This is a genomic window from Pseudarthrobacter sp. MDT3-1 (assembly GCF_054510755.1).
The window spans coordinates 1-18,018 of record NZ_JBTNDX010000045.1; the positions used below are offsets into that span (position 1 = coordinate 1).

The 18,018-nt window shown below is 62.8% G+C and carries 13 protein-coding genes and 2 pseudogenes; 6 read left to right on the top strand and 9 right to left on the bottom strand.

Annotation, left to right across the window (positions count from 1 at the left end; genetic code table 11):
* Positions 1-253 precede the first annotated feature (253 nt).
* From ACX80X_RS20240 to ACX80X_RS20260, 5 genes and pseudogenes are all read left to right on the top strand, one after another.
* Positions 254-1,303 carry a 2,3-butanediol dehydrogenase gene (locus ACX80X_RS20240; protein ID WP_459310267.1) on the top strand — a complete coding sequence of 350 codons (1,050 nt, stop codon included), beginning with the start codon at positions 254-256 and terminating at the stop codon, positions 1,301-1,303.
* Positions 1,304-1,616: 313 nt separating this feature from the next.
* Complete coding sequence (locus ACX80X_RS20245) at positions 1,617-2,552, top strand: helix-turn-helix domain-containing protein (protein WP_459310268.1); 936 nt, start codon at positions 1,617-1,619, stop codon at positions 2,550-2,552.
* A 271-nt stretch (positions 2,553-2,823) separates the two neighbouring features.
* A complete protein-coding gene (locus tag ACX80X_RS20250; protein WP_459310269.1) occupies positions 2,824-3,792 on the top strand; it encodes an NAD(P)H-dependent flavin oxidoreductase in 969 nt (322 codons plus the stop codon).
* 301 nt (positions 3,793-4,093) lie between these two features.
* A pseudogene (locus ACX80X_RS20255) lies at positions 4,094-4,480 on the top strand (IclR family transcriptional regulator domain-containing protein); the annotation flags it as partial.
* 114 nt (positions 4,481-4,594) lie between these two features.
* Positions 4,595-5,782, top strand: a complete 1,188-nt coding sequence (locus ACX80X_RS20260) for a 4-hydroxybenzoate 3-monooxygenase (RefSeq protein WP_459313164.1) — start codon at positions 4,595-4,597, stop codon at positions 5,780-5,782.
* A gap of 1,762 nt (positions 5,783-7,544) precedes the next feature.
* On the opposite strand, the gene ACX80X_RS20265 is transcribed toward ACX80X_RS20260, so the two are convergent.
* Positions 7,545-8,012, bottom strand: a complete 468-nt coding sequence (locus ACX80X_RS20265) for a DUF4192 family protein (protein ID WP_252603513.1) — start codon at positions 8,010-8,012, stop codon at positions 7,545-7,547.
* A gap of 58 nt (positions 8,013-8,070) precedes the next feature.
* Between ACX80X_RS20265 and ACX80X_RS20270 the strand changes: the two are divergent.
* A pseudogene (locus ACX80X_RS20270) lies at positions 8,071-8,470 on the top strand (transposase family protein); the annotation flags it as partial.
* 406 nt (positions 8,471-8,876) lie between these two features.
* On the opposite strand, the gene ACX80X_RS20275 reads toward ACX80X_RS20270, so the two are convergent.
* The 8 genes from ACX80X_RS20275 to ACX80X_RS20310 all read right to left on the bottom strand — a co-directional run bounded on the left by ACX80X_RS20275 (position 8,877) and on the right by ACX80X_RS20310 (position 17,644).
* Complete coding sequence (locus tag ACX80X_RS20275; protein ID WP_252603511.1) at positions 8,877-9,491, bottom strand: HAD family hydrolase; 615 nt, start codon at positions 9,489-9,491, stop codon at positions 8,877-8,879.
* Positions 9,488-10,609, bottom strand: coding sequence for an ABC transporter ATP-binding protein (locus ACX80X_RS20280; protein ID WP_252603509.1), 1,122 nt, complete (start codon positions 10,607-10,609; stop codon positions 9,488-9,490). The genes ACX80X_RS20275 and ACX80X_RS20280 overlap by 4 nt, the downstream gene beginning before the upstream one ends.
* A gap of 2 nt (positions 10,610-10,611) precedes the next feature.
* Positions 10,612-11,907 carry an extracellular solute-binding protein gene (locus ACX80X_RS20285; RefSeq protein WP_252603506.1) on the bottom strand — a complete coding sequence of 432 codons (1,296 nt, stop codon included), beginning with the start codon at positions 11,905-11,907 and terminating at the stop codon, positions 10,612-10,614.
* 59 nt (positions 11,908-11,966) lie between these two features.
* The gene (locus ACX80X_RS20290; protein ID WP_252603504.1) at positions 11,967-12,797 is read right to left on the bottom strand and encodes a carbohydrate ABC transporter permease; all 831 of its coding nucleotides are present in this window, start codon (positions 12,795-12,797) and stop codon (positions 11,967-11,969) included.
* A complete protein-coding gene (locus tag ACX80X_RS20295) occupies positions 12,794-13,747 on the bottom strand; it encodes a carbohydrate ABC transporter permease (RefSeq protein ID WP_252603503.1) in 954 nt (317 codons plus the stop codon). The genes ACX80X_RS20290 and ACX80X_RS20295 overlap by 4 nt, the downstream gene beginning before the upstream one ends.
* Positions 13,744-15,900 (bottom strand): outer membrane protein assembly factor BamB family protein, encoded by a 2,157-nt coding sequence (locus ACX80X_RS20300; protein WP_252603501.1) that lies wholly within the window; start codon positions 15,898-15,900, stop codon positions 13,744-13,746. The genes ACX80X_RS20295 and ACX80X_RS20300 overlap by 4 nt, the downstream gene beginning before the upstream one ends.
* A 39-nt stretch (positions 15,901-15,939) precedes the next feature.
* Entirely contained in the window at positions 15,940-16,815 is an 876-nt protein-coding gene (locus ACX80X_RS20305; protein WP_252603498.1) for a MurR/RpiR family transcriptional regulator, read from the bottom strand.
* Between the two features lie 331 nt (positions 16,816-17,146).
* A complete protein-coding gene (locus ACX80X_RS20310) occupies positions 17,147-17,644 on the bottom strand; it encodes an IS630 family transposase (RefSeq protein ID WP_459313166.1) in 498 nt (165 codons plus the stop codon).
* Positions 17,645-18,018: the final 374 nt, after the last annotated feature.

Genomic DNA, 18,018 nt, shown 5'->3' on the forward strand with positions numbered 1-18,018 from the left:
CCCGAACTTCGCAACCGACGCCGACATCCTGACCCCGGCCTGATCAGCACCACCACCGCCGGCCCGGGAAGGACAGCCCGCCAAGCCATCCTTCCCGGGCCGCAGGCGGCCGGCTGCTCGTCGTCGGTGAAGACCGCGCTGCCGAGCCCGTAGGGCGAATAGGCCGCGAACTCGCCAAATTCGGACTAAACGAGTTCGCGAACAAGAAACTCATCCGCATCATCTGAGACCCGACACAGCACCAGGAGACTCCATGCGCGCAGCAGTCTATTACGGCAAAAACAAACTTGAAATCGAAGACGTACCGGAACCAACCCCAGGCGAAGGCCAGGTGAAGATCAAAGTCAGCCGCAACGGAATCTGCGGTACCGACCTCCACGAATACTACGACGGGCCGATCTTCATACCGCCCACGGACCCTCACCCGCTCACAGGACAATGCCTGCCCCTGACGCTGGGCCATGAATTCTCTGGTGTAGTCACCGAGATCGGCCCAAACGTCACGGATATTCGCGAGGGCGACCGCGTCACCATCGAGCCCATATATCGCTGTGGTGAGTGCCGACCGTGCAGGACCGGCCACTACAATCTATGCAATGTGATCGGCTTCCACGGGCTGATGGCCGACGGCGGGATGGCGGAATACACGGTCGTGCCCAGCAACCAGGTCCATAAACTCCCCGACAGCGTCTCGCTGGAGCAGGGAGCATTGGTCGAACCGATGTCCGTCGCTTACCACGCGGCCACGCTCGGTGAAGTCAACGATCAAAGCAGGGCCTTGATCTACGGCGCAGGACCCATCGGCATCGGCCTCTGGTTCGCACTGCGCGGGATGGGCCTGACCGAAATCGATGTCGTTGAACCATCCGAGACCCGCCGCAGGTCCATCGAGGCACTCGGCGCACGCACCCTGGACCCGACCAAACAGGACGTGACCGCCCTCATCGCCGACCGGACCAACGGCAACGGAGTCGACGCCGCATTCGACGCCGCCGGCGTAGCCCCCGCAGTCCAATCAGCCCTCGAATGCCTCGGCGAACGCCGCCCCCTGATCAGCGTCGCAATCTACGAAAAACCCCTCCCCACACCCCTCATCAACCTCGTGCTCCGCGAACGGCGCATCCAAGGCACCATCTGCTACACCGCAGCCGACTACTCCGCAGTCATCGACCTCATGGCAAAAGGCCACTACAATACCACCGGATGGGTGGAGGACGTTCCCCTCAGCGGCGTGGTCGAAAAGGGATTCGAACAGCTCCGTGCCGGCCAAAAAATGAAGCTGCTGGTGGACCCCACAACGTAGTCTCCCCAGATCGCTTGTAGCGTGGCTGACTGCGCCGAAGGCTGGCTTTGCATATGCAAGTCCAGCCTTCGGCTGTCCCCGGAATTCCGATGAGTCCTTATGGGTTCGCCAAAGGCGCAGGACTCGCCAGTCGCGGCCTTACCCTGCTTCTCAGTTCAGAGGACTTCAACTTACGGCCATGGTTCCGCTGGAAAGCCCGACTAACAGGACTCCGATTCGAACTAAAGCGACCGGAACAGATCGATTCTGTGCACCTGCAACAGCCCGCCGAGCGGGACGATCCATCAACGCAATGACGCGAAGGAACACCAAGATGTCGAATTCCATTGAGGAGCAAGCGACTCTCTTCAGCGTCGCGCGAAGAGCGCTCACCTCAACGGAGGCGGCCCTCGAAGGGACAACGACTTGGCTCGCCATCACGGACGCCAATGGAAAGGTGACTTACGACTGGGCGGCGGCACCGAGCCTCCGCCGGCATCTCGCGCGGGCAGATGTCAGCGAGGGTGCCGACTTGACCCAGCGTTCTGCGGGCAAGAATGGAGTGGGCGTCGCGCTTGCGACACGTGCCCCCACAGTCGTCCATGGAACTGACCACCTGGATGAGCGCATGCACAAGCTTGTTTGTGCGGCGAGTCCAGTCCTGCATCCCATCACTCGAAAGTTGCTTGGCGCCGTAAATGTCACGTCACTTGCTGGCGAACCTAGCCCGCATCTAAAGGTTGCACTCAATATGATGCTGAGTGGGATAGAGGACTCCCTGACGCGTCTCTCGTGCGCCCGCCACCAGCGGCTCCTCGATGCCCACTTGCGGGTCAAGGCGGGTACAGGAGCGGCCGTCATTACCCTGGACCGCCGCACGATGATCGCCGAAGACGGTCTTGGCGGATTATCACTTGACCGAGAGCAGTTGTGGAGCTTTGTCGAGGAGGCCGGACCGTTTACTAGGGAATTCGTCCTACCGATGGGCATTCGAGCGCAAATTGTCCCTGTGATGCCGCCGCGGACTACGGAGGGTTGCTCGTTAGTACTGAGCAGACTTGATCTCGCAGGCCTTGCAGGTTCGGTCGCAAGGGGTTCAGCCGCTCCGAGGGTAGTAATTCCGCCGGCGCTAGGACAGCTTGAACGGGCAGAGCGGGAGGTTATTGCGTCTGTGCTGCGTGAGTGCCTTGGGAACAAATCGGACGCCGCAGAGCGACTACGAATCTCGCGCGGAACGCTTTACGAGAGAATCCGCCGGTACGGACTGTGAGGACGATGCAATCAGAGCTTCACCGTGCGGTCGACGCTAGTAAAAGGCGCACAAGGGGAATTGGGCATGTGTCCAGCGGGCCGGAGGGAAGGTTCCCTCTCGGCTGTCGGTAGAGTCGGGGATCCGAAGCGGGATGGAGAAGATGGCCGTGACGCCGTCCAACCGTGCAGCATAGATCTTCGTCCGGAACACATATGCAACTTGAGGGATCAGAGCGGCCCGCCTGCGTTGCGGGACATCTCCGATTCGTGGCCCCGGAAGGAAATCAATCATGAAAACACGGGCAACGACCATTCTTGGCATCGAACATCCCATAGTTCAGGGGGGCATGCAGTGGGTGGCTACTGCCGAACTCGCGGCTGCTGTCTCCAACGCCGGCGCGCTCGGCGTCATCAGTGCGCTCACAACCGGCTCACCGGAAAATCTGGCACGGGAGATTCGCCGCTGCCAAGACCTGACTGACCGCCCGTTCGGAGTGAATCTCACCATCCTGCCATCCATTATTCCGCCTCCCTACGAGGAGTACCGCGATGTAATTGTGAGCTCAGGCGTCCCCGTCGTGGAAACAGCCGGGAACAACCCGCGTTCATTCGTGGAGATATTTAAGGCGAACGGGATCACCACCATTCACAAATGCACCAGCGTGCGGCATGCACTTAAAGCCGAGTCGCTAGGGGTGGACATCGTCAGCATTGATGGGTTCGAATGCGCTGGTCATCCTGGCGAGGACGATGTTCCAGGGCTTGTCCTGATTCCTGCTGCTACAGCCCTGCTCCGAATCCCGGTGTTGGCCTCCGGAGGCATTGCCGACGGTCGAGGCTTGGTCGCGGCGCTAGCACTCGGAGCTGACGGGATCAGCATGGGGACGAGGTTCATGTGCACCCAGGAATCCCCGATCCACTCAAGGATCAAGGATGCGATTGTTGCGGCTACTGAGTTGGACACAGAGCTCATATTCCGCCCCTTGCGCAATACCTCGCGTGTTGCGAGCAACTCGGTCAGCCGCCAGGCAGTGGAGGTCTTGGCCAAGGGCGGTGTATTCGAGGACGTCAGAGAACTGGTGGCCGGGGCTCGAGGCAGACGGGTCTACTCGGAGGGTGATCCCGAGCATGGTGTCTGGACCGTGGGAATGGTCCAAGGACTGATCCACGACGTGCCCGGCTGCGAAGAGTTGGTGGCCAGGATTGTCCAGGATGCCGAGGCCCTGATCGATTTACGCCTGGGCGCGCTTACACGATGAACTCAACGCCGCCACCACCTCCGCTGCCGCTCAAAACAGCATCCGCGCCTCGATGCGCATGCGGAGGCGCCCTACTCATGGCAAGAAGATCTGACAGAGAGATCCTGAGCCTGTGTGATCGTCTGCGGCAAGGTCCGTACGAGGCACGGCTCGACGTTGAGCTGCCGCCGGGCTCAACAAGGGAAAGCTGGGCAGGTCTTCCGACGTACCAAGGTAGGTCCGCCGCCGCCCGGTGAGGTGACGGGCAAATTTGTTCCCCGAGAGTGGCCTGTGTGCTGTGGCAGTTGCATCTTCGAGGGGGCTTTCGCGGCGTGGATCCGTCGCTAACCGGGCACGGATTGCAGGGCGAATGCCCGTACATATTTCCTCTGCCGGACTGGCGTTAATGTCGCACCAGAGCCGTGAGTTGCAGGCGGAATACCTCGAGCAATTCGCGGACCCGGCCGGTAGGTTGACTACCGACGGCGTCCGCCATTTGCTGGCCGAAGCCGCCCAGCAGGGCTACGCGCAGCTCGCTGGCATCGTCGACCCGGATACCTGGGGCATTGCCGTTCCGGTCGTGGACGGCAAGCGGCGGACGGTGGCGGCGCTCGGCGTCGTAGTTCCGCTGGCGGAAATGCGTTTCCAGGCCCTGGTTCCGGCGCTGCAGACAGCGGCTCGGGGGATAGGCCGCCAACTCGGCGATTAATCTTACTTCCGTTCAACAGAAGACAGGTAACGCCAATCACGCAGCGCACGCCACACTGATTCCAGACTCATCCCGGTCCGAAACGCCGGGATCCGCAACGAAGCGAGGAATACCATGGCACGCACAACCATCACCACCCAGGTGGCCATCATGGGCGCAGGCCCTGCCGGCCTCATGCTCTCCCACCTGCTGGCCAAGCAGGGCATCGAATCGGTCGTGGTGGAAATCCGCACCCGCAAGGAAATCCAGGAAACCGTCCGGGCAGGCATCCTGGAGCACGGCACCGTGAACATGCTGGTGGACTCCGGCGTCTCGGACCGTGTGCGCCGCGAAGGCGACCGCCACGACGGCATCGAGCTGCGTTTCAACGGCGAAAGCCACCGCATCGACTTCAAGGACCTCGTGGGCGAGTCCGTCTGGCTCTACCCCCAGACCGACGTGTTCGCAGACCTCGCCGCACGGCGGGAGGCCGACGGCGGCGACGTCCGCTACAGCGTCACGGACACCACCGTTCACGACCTCGAAGGCAAGCCGAAGGTCTGGTTCACCGACGGCGACGGCCGGGAATACGAGATCCAGGCCGACTTCCTCGTGGGCGCCGACGGTTCCCGCAGCCACTGCCGCCGCCAGGTGCCGGAGGCTTCGCGGACCCAGTATTTCCACGAGTACCCGTTCGCCTGGTTCGGCATCCTGGCCGAAGCTCCGCGCAGCGCCGACGAACTGATCTACGCCAACTCCGAGCATGGCTTCGCCCTGATCAGCCAGCGCACAGAGACCGTCCAGCGCATGTACTTCCAGTGCGATCCCAAGGAAAACGTGGCCGAGTGGGATGACGAGCGCATCTGGTCCGAGTTCCGCAAGCGCGTCAACGGCAACGGCTTCGAGCTCAAGGAAGGCCCGGTCCTGGAAAAGATGGTCCTGCCGTTCCGCAGCTTCGTGCACACGCCCATGCGTCACGGCAACCTCTTCCTGGCCGGCGACGCCGCCCACACCGTCCCACCCACTGGCGCCAAGGGCCTCAACCTCGCCATTCACGACGTCAAAGTGCTCTTCGAAGGCCTCGACTCCTTCTACTCCAACGGTTCCACCGCGCTGCTCGACTCCTACAGCGACCGCGCTCTGGACCGGGTATGGAAGGCCCAACACTTTTCCTACTGGATGACGTCAATGCTGCACACCGTCCCCGGCGCCGACGACTTCGACCGCGCCCGCCAACTCGGCGAGTTGCACTCCGTGGTCTCCTCCCGGCACGGCAAGGCCTACCTGGCGGAGTCATACACAGGCTGGCCTGCAGTCGGATAGACGTTCGCCTGATGTGGAGGGACAGGAGAGCGATGACTCCCGAGCGTGCTTTCAAGGTGGGCTTGGATGTCCTCAGGTGAGGATCCGGCTGGGTAAGCCATAGGGGAAGGTGACGCCCGCGAGCTCGGCGAGCTCGCGGGCCCGACGCATCACAGAGGCCATTGAAAATCTGTGTGTTTATTGGCCGAGCCCACGGCCGCAAGATAAATCCCGCAAGGGCAAACCGCGGCTACACCGCTCTCGCCGCAGTGTGAGTCCGGCGGGGCAAGCATTTGCACGCGCCAGCGATCCAGATGGCCGCGAACGTCCGTTCGACGGCCCAGAACAGGCCGACGCCCGGATCCCTGAGCAGGAATCCCGGAACACCACCATTCATGCAACCCCCAATGCGTGGAAACATGCAGTAATGCAGGAAGACTCTAAATTTCAGTCCCTGCGGGCCAAGTCCACGTGACGCGCCGAGACCGCAATTAATTTAGTTAGCGCTTCTGACCTGCGGAAAACGTCAGGTTCTGCGCGAAACGGGATGTCCGTTCTCATCCCAGATGTCAGTGCTGACCTGGGGGCTGGCAGGTTGAATGAGACAGAATCTGGGCAGTTCCGTCTCATTCAAGTTGTCAGTTCCGTATTTTCACAAGCGCTTGGAACGCGCTAAAAGGAGTCGCGGCGTTACTGCCGAAGGCCCGAGGAAGCCAGACGACGCCGCAAAGGGTGAGTCTTCGCAGCGCGGTACCCAGGCTGTCAATTTGATTGAGAATGGCCCGGGATCCGTAGACTGACACGTTGATTGCGAAAACTGACATCTTGTATGAGAACGGACACGGGAGTTCTCGCATCCACTGCTACTCCCGTACTTTGAATGCCGATAATGGATCTTTCGTCCGGTCGATGTGGGCCAGGGGCGGCCTGGGAGTTCGGTCATCGGCCAAGCGTGTCGCCACGTTGTCGTTGGCCAACACATCTAATCAGGAGGGCGCCTCCGTACGTGGGATCTTGTACCGGCCTGCCGCGCCTCGGCTCCAGGAGCGACTGGTTCTGGTGTGAACCGGATGGCCGGGTAGTCGCTTCTTGGCTTGGTCATGTGCGTGTTTGCCGAACGGCTCATGAAATGGATGAAGGAGGTGTCGCCGCGATGAAGTTCTACTCAGTTTTGGTGGGCTTACCGGCGAGTGTATGCTCCGTCCCTTGCAGACGGCGTCACCCACAACGTAGGACGGGGCGAACCCGTCCGTAGTCCCAGCGCAAAGAAAAACGGAGTTCCTCAGTGGGGAAAGTGGTTCGCATTTGGCGTGCGCAGAAAGGCGAATCTGGGCGTGTGCACATTGTGCACACTTTGGGCGTCGGATCGGGTCGTACAGGGGTCGGATCGGGCCGGATTCCGTATGTTTCCGCGGTTGTCCAGTGTTTGCAGGGGCCGGAATGCAGTTCGAGTCCCACCTCGGGCACAGTGTTTCCGCAGGTCAGGGGCTTTTTTGGTGTTTCTTCGTGTGGACAGTGTCCACACTCTTGCCTCTGATCTGATGTTCCGGGTGTGTGGGGTCCCGGAAGGCGTATTCGGTTGTGTGGGGGAGCGGCTGACTACGGCGGACCGGGTGCCGCCCCGTGGGGCCTCTTCTGGGAGCTCATCCTCCTTCGTCCTTCCGTTGGGTTTTCGCGTTCACCACTTCATGGTGGCTAGAACCGCCTACAACATGACCTGCTGATTATTTTTTAGATCGACCCAGGGTTGCGGCCGGTCTGGATTTTCCGCTCTGATACCTGTTCATGCAGGAATGCGGGGGGAACGGCATGACATGGCAACTGATCCGGAGCAGATCATGAGCTCGCTGAGCCTGCCCAGGTGGTAGCCGGGGTCGGCTTCGAGGGCGAGTTGCAGGAACTGGTGGGCCTTGCTGCCTCTGCCTTCCCACCAGTTGATGAAGGCGATGGCGGTGAGGATTGGGGCGGAGTGTCTGGTGCTGCTGCGTGTGTATGCGTGCAGCAGCACCTGCTCTGCCCACTTGACCCGGGACCAGTGCGGGTTGCTGTTCGTCTGGGCCAGGAGGACACGGTTCATGGGTTCGTCGATTCCGGGGATGTCCGCCATGAGTTGATCCCGAATGGTGGGGAACTGGAGGCTCGCGATCAGGCTGATGATTTGCTCGTCGGTCGGAAAGGATTTTCCGGCCAGCATTTCCGTCCAAAGCGTCCGGGCCCGGTCCCTGACACCCTCGACGTTCAGGCTCTGCATTGATTTCACGCAAGTTTCCCTCCGTCTCCAGCACAACGTTGTTGTCTTCGCCCGTGCCCTGGTCTCGCCCGTCATCGACGGGCACCCTCTCGGCTGCCACCGGCCGTAGGTCCCGGACCGATCGTGTTCGTCAAGCTCGTCCAGGTCCTCGTGCCCGGCGCCGCCTACGAGAAGATCGCCGAAAGCACCTGCTCGGCCACCACCGTCCGGCACCGGGGAACGGGCACATCGCCGCCGGAATCTTCGAAAAGCTCGAGCAGCTATGCCTGGAAGCCTATGACCGCATCGTCGGCATGGAATTCGTGGACCTGGCCGTGAACGGATGCATCGTCAAAGCCCCCTGCGGCGGCGAGGCCGCGGCCCGGTCCCCGGTGGACCGCGGCAAGTCCGGCACCAAACGCTCCCTGCTGGTCGACGGCAATGGCAACCCCCTGGGCACCGTGGTCGCGGCGGCAAGCGCCACGAGTCGCACAGCTGGCTGACCGGCAAGCCCGAAAACGTTCGCTGATCGCCTACGACCAATGAATCCAATAGGAATTGATCAAATTGCGCCCCTGGGCTCGGCATGCATCTGTTTTCCTCCATCACGCGGGCGGAACAGCCGCGAGTTCCGCGGCTTGGCGCTTCTGCGGCGTCGACGTCGCAAAGCTCGGCTACCAGGGGCGAGACTTCGGATCCGTCGCTGAAGCCGCGGATGTCCCTGCCGGATGGATGGAAGCGTCACCGCCGCCCAGCTTGCCCTCTAAGGCCACAGCATGGGTGCGAGCCCTGCTTTCGAGGTCGCCCGTCGGCTACCTCCCCCGGGCACAAGCGAAGCACAAGCGACGGGCCACCCAAAAGGAACGGCCCGCCGCTTCGCAGCTTTTAGACAGCCAGCAACCGGCAGCCCAGGTCGGTGGCCCTGAACTCGCCGAAGTCGCGCACCACCAGTTCGGCTCCCGCCTCGACAAGCCGTTCTTCCGGGCAGTAACCGCTGAGCACCCCCACGGGGACACAGCCTGCTTCCGCGGCGCAGCGCATGTCATACTCTGTGTCGCCGAAGTACAGGGCTTCGCCGCCGTCCCGGAGATCTGCCAGCACCCGGGCTTTGTCCGCGGCTTCAGTAACGACGACGCCGAACCGGTCCTCGAGGTCAAAAGTCCTCAGTTCGGCCAGCAGGTACCCGGGCCCTGCCGCCGATATGACCGCACACATCTCGCCGGCCGCATTGAGCTCGGCCAGAAAGCCCGCCGTACCGGCGCGAAGGGGCGCTGGCTGCGAAGCCATGGCCGCGTTCCATTCCGCAATGGCGGCCGGCACGTCTCCGGCGCGAACGCCAAGCTTCAGGAACATCTCGTCCATCGGCAGCATGAACTTGCGATCAAACTGATCCGGGCTGATCTCCTGTCCTCCCACCAGCCGCAACGCCGCATTGGTTGCACCACAGGCACGGCCTGCGTCGTCGGCAATGGTGCCGTTCCAGTCGAAAAGGTATTTCATACAGCGGCCGACAATGCAGCGGCTGTCAGTCCCAGTTCGGAGGCCATGCCCGCCTGGAGCCCGCCAGGGCCGTGGAAAACGTGGATCTTCTCCGGATCAGACCACACCCCAACACGGGAATGCAGCTGCGGGCGCTCAGCGGAGCGGCAGGACAGGAGGAGCACCGAGCCGCCCAGGTCCACATGAACGGTCCTGAGCGGGCCGTTGGGCTCGATCAGGATCACTTCGCCTTCCGTAGTCCAGGCGTTGCCGCGCTCAGGTCGTCCAAGGCGGACGTCCTCAGGCCGGACGCCCAAGACAACGTTGCCCGTCAGGCCTGCGTTGCTGGCGTCCGTGGACACGCGTCCGTAGGCCGTCTCCAGCGCCCCGGATTCCGAGCGGACCGAGGAGAGGAGGTTCATCGGCGGCGCTCCGATGAACCCGGCAACGAAGGCCGAGACGGGAGAATCGTAAAGCTCGTCCGGAGTGCCCAGCTGCACGATGCGCCCGTTGTCCATCACGGCAATGCGGTCGGCCATGGACATGGCGTCCTGCTGGTCATGGGTGACGGTCACGCCCGTGGCGCCCTCCTGGCTGATGAGCTGGTGGATTTCGGCGCGCAACGAGATATGGAGCTGGGCATCGAGTCCGGACATGGGCTCGTCGAGGAGTACGACGCCGGCATGCCGGGCCAGTGCGCGCGCCAGGGCAATACGCTGGCGCTGGCCGCCCGACATCGCCTTCGGGCGCCGGTGAAGCAGTTCCTCGACTCGCATCCGGGAGGCAACCTCGCGTGCCCGCTTCTCCGCCTCCTGCTTGGACAGGCCCAGGCCGTGGCGCAGCCCCAGGGTGATGTTGCCCAGGGATGACAGGTGCGGATACAGGGCGAAGTTTTGGAAAACGATCGACACGTCGCGCTGGTGGGCGGGCACGCCCGCCTGGTTCTTGCCGTCCAGTTCCACGGTGCCCTCGTCAGGGTGTTCGAGCCCGGCGATGATCCGCAGCAGGGAGGACTTGCCGGATCCCGAGGGTCCCAAAATGGAGAGGTTCTCCCTGTCCCGGATGGACAGAGTGACGCCGTCGAGCGCCGTCACGTCGCCGAAGCGCTTGGTGATGTTGGTCAGTTCAATCGCTGTCATGGTTACTTACCCAGCATGGAGTTGATGGACTTCGCTGTGGCGGGCACAACCTCGTCGGCCGGCTTTCCGGTGGCAAGCTGCTCCATCATGGTGCGCACGGTGTTGATGATCTGGGCCGTCTGGGCTCCTTCGAAACCGCCCCACACCGTCAGCGGCTTGTCGTAGGTCCACGCGTACCGCATCTGGGGAGCGATGTTTTCTCCCTTGAGGAGCTCTTCGGTGGCAAGCTTGTTGACCGGAATGTAGCTGTAGTCCTTGCCGCTGCTCAGGAGCGAGGCCTCCTTGGTGAGCATCTCAGTGATCATTGCCTGGGAGAATGCTGCCTTGCAGGAGTCCTCGGAGATGACCACCCAGCCATTGCCGCCCGCAGGCAGGTCGCCCTCGGGTCCGTTGAGTCCGGGAAGGTCGATGGGCGTCCAGTCCAGGTCCTTCGGAGCTTCCTTGGCAACCTTCACAATGCGGGACGTCGTGGCCATATGGAAGGCGAGGTTCCCGGCGACAAACTGTGCCTGGCCGTCATCCATGCGCACATTCAGGGACACTTTGTCCTCCGCCAGACGCGAGAGCAGCCCGATGGCCTCGCGGCCCTTCGGGGTGTCAAAACCGAACGACCCATCCTCGGCCACGTACTTTTCGCCGGAGGACTGCACCAGTGCCTGCGAGAACCAGTCCGGAAGATCATCCGAAGAGATGTTGATGCTGGGCTTGCCGGTCTTCTCGGTGACCTTCCTGGCGGCTTCCTCCAGTGCTGCGAAATCCTTGATGGACGCCGGATCGGTAATGCCGGCTTCAGCCAGCAGCTTCTTGTTGACCAGCATGGTGGGCGTGGAGATCTGAAACGGTGCAAGGTAGGTGGTGCCGTTGACTTCCCCGGCCGTCAGGAACTGCTTCTGGTAACCCTCAGGAAGTGTTGCAGGGTCCAGCGGCGCGGGGTTGTAGCTGTCGGTCCAGAACCGGAGCTGGCCCAGGCCCGTCATGATCAGGTCCGGCCGCTTACCCACTGCTGAATCCGCGACGATCTGCTTGGTGAGGTCGGAATAGTTACCGCTCTGGGCGGCGACGGCATCGATCTTGAGGCCGGGGAACTTCTGTTCCATGACCTTCTTTGCGTGGTCGACGGCGGGCGTGCCCTGGGGGGCGAACGCCAGTTTGATGGTGGTTTCCTCCGGCTTGCACTGGTCGATGGCGGCTGCAGCGGCGACAGAGCCGCCGGAGCCGGACTCAGCACCTCCGCAGGCCGAGAGGCTTAGGACCGTCACGGTGGCGAGCGCGGCGGTGGCAAGGATTTTGTGGCGCATGGGGATTCCTTCGTGTGATTTGGGAGGTCTGTAGATGGGGGTGGGGAGGGGTTACGGAGTCAGCCGGCGACTTCGGTGCCGGCCATACCGCGGACAAAGTGACGCTGGGCGAGGAGGAAGAGGATGACCACAGGTGCGGTCACGATAGCGGCGGCGGCCGCGAGTGCGGGATAGTCGAAGCCGGTGTCGGCATTCTGGAAGATCGCGAGGCTGAGCGGCGGGGTCATGATGGCCGGGCTACGTGCCACCAGGAGCGGCCAAAGGTAGTCGTTCCAGTGGGTGAAGATCGACAGCATGGAGAAGGCGGCTATTGACGGAGCCGAGATCGGCACGACCACTGAGACAAGGGTCCGCAGTGGGCCCAGCCCGTCGGTCTCTGCCGCCTCCATAATGGCCTCCGGCACCGCCATCATCTGCTGGCGCAGCATGAAGATGCCGATGGCGCTCGTGACGAACGGCAACACCAGGCCCAGCCGTGTATCGCCCAGGCCGAGCAGGTTCAGCCCCACGAAGGTTGGGATCATGGTGGCCTGGTGCGGGATGAGGAGGCAGGCCAGCACCAGGCCGAGGATGAGGCCGGCGCCGCGGAACCGGAACTTGGACAGCGCGTAGGCGGCCGGAATGCAGGTCAACAGCTGCAGGACTAGGATGCCGAGCGTCACCGCGATGCCGTTGAGCATGGCCTGGCCCAGGTTCGCCTTGTCCCAGGCCCGGGTGAAGTTTGAAAAGTCGAATTCGACGGGGATGAGGCTCAGTCCCGTGGTTGTCAGGCCCTCCGCGGGGGCCACTGCCGTCCGCACCATCCAGTAGAAGGGAAACAGTGCCAGTGCCGCCGCGAGGATGCCGAGGGTCGTAGCCAAAGCTGTGTGGACTTTGTTCAGTTTGGTCATGGGGTTTCCTTGGTACGCCGCGGACGTCCGATGATGCCGACGGCAAGCAGCAGGGCGATCAGGATGAAGGAGATGGCGGATGCTTCGCCGATCCGGAAGTACTCGAAGCCCACCTTGTGGGCCGCGGTCATGGCGGTTTCCGAGCTTCCCAGTGGGCCGCCCTTGGTCATGACGTTGACGATTTCAAAGACCTGGACGGCGCCGGTGATGGACAGGACCGTGACGAACACCACGGTGGGCCGAAGCATCGGCAGGATGACCGTCCGCAGCTTGGTGAAACCCCGGATTCCTTCGACGGCCGTCGCTTCGTGGATGGAGGACGGGATGGTGGTCAGCCCTGCCATGAACAGCAACATGCACAGGGACGTAGCCCGCCACAGCCCCAGCAGAATAACGGTGAACAATGACGTATCGGCTTCATCCAGCCAGTTCACCGGGGCGAGGCCGACGATCCCGAGGAGCTGGTTGGCGAAACCGCCCTGGAACGCGAAGATCCATTTGAACACCACGGCCATGGCCACCATGTTCGCCGTCATGGGCAGAATGAGGGCGGTCTTGGCGAGCCAGCTCCCGCGGCCCATCTTTTCCATGAGCAACGCCAGCAACAGCCCCAGCACAATGGACGGGATGATCGTGGCCAGCGAATACACCAGCGTGTTCCACGCCGCCTGATGGATCAGCGGATCTGCAAAAACCTTGAGGTAATTATTGATGCCCGCGTACTTCCATGAACCCCCGGACAGCGGGATAACGAAGAAGCTCCCGATCAGGGACAACAGGGCCGGCCCGTAGACGAACAGCAACAGGGCCGCCAGAGCGGGGAGCAGCAACAGATACGGCGTCAGGGACGGCCTGGAGTATCCAGAAGTGGGGGCCTGCTTGCCTGTACGGCCTCCGGGAGCCGGCGTTGCGGCTGCGACCTTCGCCGCCGAACGCGTCAGCAGGCTCATGATCCGGCTCCCAGATTAAGCGCGAGCAGCCCGCCGTCGACTCCCACCGTGAGGTAGCTACCGCCCCCGGCGGCGACCAGCGGGGCTGCGAGGGGGACCCCGACGTCGTACGTCCCGGCCGGGGTGCCGTCCAGTCCGTAACGGCGGATGACGCCGTCGAGCCCTGGCAGCAGCAGCGTTTCGCTGGACTCTTCGTAGGCAGGGGCGGCCATGACGGGGTTTGCCTTCATGCGGTAAGCCGTCATGGGGAACGGAGCCAGCCCATCCACTGCTGCATCCCACAGCTGCCCGCCGGTCTCCTTGGCCAGCATGCGGAGACCACGGCCGGTCACGGTGACCACGTATCCGGCGGGGGTGATGACCGGGGTGGAGGGGCTGTAGCCGCCTTCATGCTGCACGGTCCACTGCGCGGAGCCGGTCTTCCGGTCCAGCTTGGCCGTGCTGGAGATCGCCGGTACCAGGAAGCTGTCCTGCGCAGCGTCGTAGGCCGCGGTCCCGGTGACCCGGAGGTTCCGGGCGGCGTCCCACGGGTCGTCCTGCAGTAGGGGCATGGGCCAGATAGACTCCCCGGTGTGGAGGTCGACGGCGATCGGCGAGTTCGGCGTCGGCCAGAACCCCACCATCACCATGGTGCCCACGATCGCGGGGCTGGAATGCGTGACGATGTTGTGGTGGGGGGACAGATCGGTGCGCCGCCACAGGACCTCTCCGGTGGCAGCGTCCAGGGCGCGGAGGTCGCTCTGGTCGCCGAGCACCACGATGCCCGCCGATTCCACTGGTGACTGCCAGGCGAAGCGCCGGTACGGGTCCGTGGAGGGCGTCGTCCACAGCCGCTCACCGGTTCCGGCAGCCAGGCCCGCTACCGCACCGTTGACCTCGGCAACCACCACGACGTCGCCAACCAGGACCGGACGCGTCTTGACGGCGGACCCGGTGGGCGCCGACCACAGAAGCCGGCCGCTTTCAGCGTCGAGCGCCTCTACCGTCCCGGCAGGGCGGTCCTCAATCTGGGAGCCGGCAAAGATCTGGTCCCCCGCCAGGGCGAGCCCGGCGCGGTGGCCGGCACCGGCCAGCTGATGGCGCCAGCGGACCAGCGAACTGCCGGATTTGGCGTCATATCCTGCGACGGTGGCCTTGTCGACGTCGAACGCGTGTTCCGGGTTGTGCAGGTAGTGGGCCGGCATGGTGCGGGTGTTCAGCTCCAGGCTCGTGCCGTCCCACACCACTTCGCGGAACATCGGCGGGGAATAGTCCAGGCCGGCAAAAAACGGGGTGGGGCTGTTGACGTGCAGGACGCCGTCGATGTCCACGACCCGGGACGTGTGCCAATGGCCGGAGAAGGTGGCCAGCGGCTTCCGCGGGAGCCGGTCCATGACCGGATGCCCCGGCTGGTCATGCATGCACAGGATGTAGGGGGTATCGTCCCCGGCGGCCGCGAGATCATTGCTGAGCCATTCCTCCTGGACCGTGTGGTCTAGTCCGAGCTCGTGCGTGTGCCAGTCCATCACCACCACGTGCAGGCCGGCAACACCGTAGGAGAACCACCGCGGGCCCACCAACGACTCGTACAGTCCCGGGTCGCCATCGTTGACGATGTAGTTGTTGCGGGAAATGCGCCCTGCCCGTCCGGCGTGCATGTGGTCGTGGTTCCCGGGAACCAGGTTGACGGGAACCTGGGCATCAGCCACAGCATCCAGCAAACCGGCAAACTCCTCCGGAGATCCGTGGTCCACCAGATCGCCGGTGACGATCACGGAGCGGCTCGCCGGCGAAAGCTGAGGGAGGTCCTGAATGAATTCCTTCAGCTGGTCAGGCGTTGTCAGGCGTCCTTTGTCGAAAGCCCACTGGTCGGGCTGAGCCATGTCGATATGCGTATCGGTGATGTGCATGAACTGGTACGGGAGGGATTGCTCCGTGGCGTGCAGTTCGAAGACGAGCTCCGTGCTGTTGCCGGCATTGGCGGGAACCCGCCTGAACCAGTGGTCCGTATGCCACCCGGTGGGACGGGTCAGGGTGATGAATGAGCCGAAGGTTTCGACAGTGAAAGTGCCGTCCGCTCCGGTGGCCACGACGTCCCGACCGTTTGTGACGGCGACGCCGGGAAGCGGCATTCCTTCTGCCGCGATGACACGGCCGGTGATGATTGTGGGCATGAGGTCTCCAGGATTGAGCGGAATATTCTGGGAATTGCGCTAACTGCGATGAAGTTGGGAGAGGATGTCGTTGCTGGCGGACAATGCGGCCATGCGCTGATGGGATCCATGGGTCAGCAGAACCACGATGGCGTCCAGTACAGCCAGGTGCACCACACGGCTGGTCATGGCATCCACCCGGTAGGCCGTTTCCTGACTGCCCGCCACCACTGACAGATCCACGAGGTCAGTCAGCGGTGTTCCGGTAAAGCTGGTAACCGCCACCGTCGCTGCCCCCGCTGCCTTCGCCGCACGGGATGCTGCCAGTGTTTCCGTGGTGGAACCCGTATGGCTGACGATCAGGCAGGCATCCTCCCGGGTGAGGCGGCTGGCCATGATGTTCTGGATATGTGCATCGGCGACAAACACAGCATCGACTCCCACCAAGGCAAGCCGATACGCCACATCCGCGGCCAACGGAGCTGACGTGCCGATGCCCAAAACCAGGGTTCTGCGTGCTCTGCCGATACGGGCCGCAACTTCTGCCACGCTGCCGTGGTCAATGTTCCCCGCGGCAGACTGTAACGCCTCGGCCGAACCGAGAACCACCTTGCGGCTAACGGTCCGTTCATCGTCATCGGCCTCGATATCGGCAAGCTGCACAGTTTCGGACGGCGACTCGCGGGTCAGAACCAGCTTGAGGGCCTGGAAACCGGCCAGGCCCATGCTTTGGCAGAACCGTACTGCGGACGCGGACGAAACTCCTGCCTCAGCCGCGAACTGGCCGATCGACTGATTGATGATGTTCTGCGGATCTCCCAGAATGGCACGGGCGATACGCAGCTCCACGGCGGAAAACGAGGCCAGGTTTTCCCGGATGGACTCAAGGAACTGGGTCTGGTGCTTGGCGGGGACTTTGATTTGTTGCGTGCTCACAACTTCAAGTTAGGTGGCTGAGTCAACGGGCGAGAACACCGGAGGTAAACGAAGAAAAAACATTTCACAAAATGGTCAGCTGTGAAATTTACGTTCACGCTGTGCCCGGAATAGTGCGCATCCATGCAACGGCCCACAGAATGCGGCACATCTTCCGGGTGTGGCGGGCCCACTCACTGGGAGACGAGGCATTGGAGCGGCTTTACGTGGCGGAGGCACAGCACTTCTCCGGCGCGGAAGCTGCCCCGCCATCGTTGCCCAACTGGCCACGTGCCGAGGCCACTTCGGCATGGCCTTCTGGAACCCCACACTGCTCCGCTGCGAAGCTGACCTAGTTCCCTGCGCCTGAAGTTCGTTTCAGAAGTCTGCCGATTGATTCGAGAATTTGTTCAGCGGTCTTGGTCCAGATGTATGGTGTGGGGTTTTCGTTCCATGTTTTGACCCAGTTGCGAATGTCGGCTTCGAGGGCCTGGACGCTGCGGTGGTCGCTGCGGCGAAGGAGGTCTTCGGTGACGAATCCGCGCTCGACTTGGTTCAGCCAGGAGGAGTAGGTGGGGGTGAAATGGATGTGGAACCGCGGGTGGGCCTGGAGCCAGTTCCTGATAGTCGGGGTTTTGTGGGTTTGGTAGTTGTCGCAGATCAGGTGCACGTCCAGGTCCTCGGGGACCTGGGCGTCTATCTTGACCAGGAAGCTCCGGAACTCGGTGGCGCGGTGCTTCCGGTGAAGACTGGAGATCACGGAACCATCCGCGGTGTTCAGTGCGGCAAACAAGGTCGTGGTCCCGTGCCTGACGTAGTCGTAGGTTCGTTTCTCGGGCGTCCCAGGCATCTGAGGAACGCAGCCGGGATCATGCGGCTTTCGGCCGATCGGACCATGAAGGGGTGAAGAGGAGGTGAAATCGTTATGCAAAGCCTGGAGACTCAGTGCGCCGTGCGGGTGTGCCCGGAAGTCCCTAACGAGCGCGGGCAGGACCAGGTTTCGGCCGAGGTTGATCTGAGGTGTGTCAAGGATGTGAGACAGTCGCGTAGTTTCTTTTTGGTCAGGCAGCCGCGGGAAGCGGTTGCGCGGTTGGCGTGAAGGCCGCCATTGCGGTGGCCGGCGGCAGGCCGTCATTGTTGCTGTGGGGTCGCCATCGGTTGTAGAACACTTCGATGTAGTTCATCACTCCGCGCCGGGCCTCCTGGCGGGTCGTGAAGCTGTGG